Source organism: Streptosporangium sp. NPDC049644, assembly GCF_040675205.1.
Lineage (GTDB): Bacteria > Actinomycetota > Actinomycetes > Streptosporangiales > Streptosporangiaceae > Streptosporangium > Streptosporangium fukuiense.
Window position 1 is genome coordinate 1 of record NZ_JBFAOJ010000229.1, and the last position, 2485, is coordinate 2485.

Genomic DNA, 2485 nt, shown 5'->3' on the forward strand with positions numbered 1-2485 from the left:
CGGTACGGCTGAACCTGCCGCCGCTGCCTCAGGACCAGATTCCGCCGCTGCTGCGCGGCCTGGTGCGGAGCACCCGCCGCACGGCGGCGTCGGCGGCCACCGGAGCCGATGGCGAGGCACTTGCCCGCCGGCTGGCCGGCCTCACCCAGCCCAAGCGGGTCCGCATGCTGCTCGACCTGGTTCGCGCCCAGGCCGCCGGCGTCCTCGGACACTCCGACTCCGCGGCGGTGGAAGTACGGCGGGAGTTCCGCGAGCTGGGCTTCGACTCGCTGACCGCGATCGAGCTGCGCAACCGGCTCAACGCGGCCACCGGGCTGCGCCTGCCGTCCACCCTCGTCTTCGACTACCCCACCCCCACCGTGCTCGCCGAACACCTCCTCGCGGAGCTCGCCCCCGGGGAAGCCGTGGCCGAGAAGCCGTCGTTGCTGGCCGACCTCGACCGATTCGAGACCGCGCTCGCCGAGGACGAACTCGACGAGATCACCCGGAACGGCATCGCGACCCGGCTCCGGCAGTTGCTGACGAAGGTGAACGGGACGGGCTCAGAAACTAGTGAAATCGCTGTCGACGACATGCTCGAATCTGCGAGTACCGAGGACATCCTCGGTCTCATCGAAAGCGAACTGGGTCACCTGAAAGATCTGTGATCCCCGGCTCGCCTCGGAGTTCTTCGGAGGTACGCCCCGATGTCGCAAGACCGGAAGCTCGTCGATTACCTCAAGTCGGTCGCCGCCGATCTGCGCGAGACTCGTCGACGGCTTCAAGAAGTCGAGTCGGGCAGGCACGATCCGATCGCGATCGTGTCGATGGCGTGCCGCTTCCCGGGTGACGTGAACTCTCCTGAGGACCTGTGGCGGTTGGTGGCCGAGGGCGGGGACGTGATCGGGGAGTTCCCGACGTCGCGTGGCTGGGACCTCGGGGGCGTGTACAACCCGGATCGGGAGAACCGGGGCACCAGCTATGTGCGTGAGGGTGGCTTCCTGCACGAGGCCGGGGAGTTCGATCCGGGCTTCTTCGGGATCTCGCCGCGTGAGGCGCTGGCGATGGACCCGCAGCAGCGGCTGCTGCTGGAGGTGTCGTGGGAGGCGATCGAGCGGGCCGGGATCGACCCGGTCTCGCTGCGCGGCAGCCGCACCGGCGTGTTCGCCGGTGTGATCTACCACGACTACGGTCCGAGCGTCGAGTTCCCGCTGGACGTGCGGAGCTTCGTCGCCACCGGAACCGCCGGGAGCATCGCCACCGGGCGTATCTCGTACGCGCTGGGGTTGGAGGGGCCCGCGGTCACGGTGGACACCGCCTGCTCGTCCTCCCTGGTGGCGTTGCATCTGGCGGCGCAGGCGCTGCGCTCGGGCGAGTGCTCGCTGGCCCTGGCGGGAGGCGTGACCGTGATGGCCACGCCCGGGATGTTCATCGACTTCAGTGCCCAGGGCGGGCTCGCGGTCGACGGACGATGCAAGGCGTTCGCCGACGCGGCCGACGGCACGAACTGGTCCGAGGGCATCGGCATGCTGGTGCTGGAGCGGCTGTCGGACGCGCGCCGCAACGGGCATCAGATCCTCGCGATCGTGCGCGGTTCGGCGGTCAACCAGGACGGCGCGTCCAACGGCCTGACCGCCCCGAACGGCCCGTCGCAGCAGCGGGTGATCCGCCAGGCCCTGGCCGGCGCCGGGCTCACTCCCGCCAACGTGGACGCGGTGGAGGCGCACGGCACCGGGACGACCCTGGGTGACCCGATCGAGGCGCAGGCGCTGCTGGCCACCTATGGCCAGGATCGGGAACGTCCGCTGCTGCTGGGGTCGGTCAAGTCGAACCTCGGCCACACGCAGGCCGCCGCCGGTGTGGCCGGCGTCATGAAGATGGTCATGGCCATGCGGCACGGCCTGCTGCCCAAGACGCTGCACGTGGACGAGCCGTCCTCGCACGTGGACTGGTCGGCGGGCGAGGTGGAACTGCTCACCGAGGCCAGGCCCTGGCCTCAGGTGGACCGGCCCTGGCGGGCCGGGGTGTCGTCGTTCGGCTTCAGCGGCACCAACGCCCACGTGATCATCGAACAGGGCCCGGGAACCGACGCCGAGGAGCCGGCGCCGGCGGATGGGACCGCGGGTCTGGTGCCGGTTCTGGTCTCGGGCCGGACCGACCAGGCCCTGCGCGCGCAGGCCGGGCGGCTGGCGTCGTACCTGGACGACGAGCCTGGTCTACGCCTGGCCGACGTCGCGTTCTCGCTGGCCACGACCCGGTCGGCGTTCGAGTACCGGGCCGTGGTGCTGGCCGGGGACCGTGACGGGCTGCTGGCCGGGCTGGGCGCGCTGGCCGAGGACCGGCCGGACGCCGCCGTGCTGCACGGTCCGGCCGGCGCGGAGCCGCAGATGGCGGTGTTGTTCACCGGTCAAGGGAGCCAGCGGGTGGGGATGGGCCGGGAGTTGTACGCCCGGTTCCCGGTGTTCGCCGAGGCGCTGGACGCGGTGATCGCGGAGCTGGATCGTCA

Annotated in this window: 2 protein-coding genes; both read left to right on the top strand. The window is 71.1% G+C overall.

Translation table 11 applies throughout. From position 1 onward, the window contains the following. Positions 1-647 (top strand): phosphopantetheine-binding protein (locus tag AB0J58_RS44635; RefSeq protein WP_364227852.1); only part of this gene is annotated, 647 nt, incomplete at its 5' end. 39 nt (positions 648-686) lie between these two features. Next, on the top strand, positions 687-2485 hold a 1799-nt coding region (locus AB0J58_RS44640; protein WP_364227855.1), incomplete at its 3' end, for a type I polyketide synthase.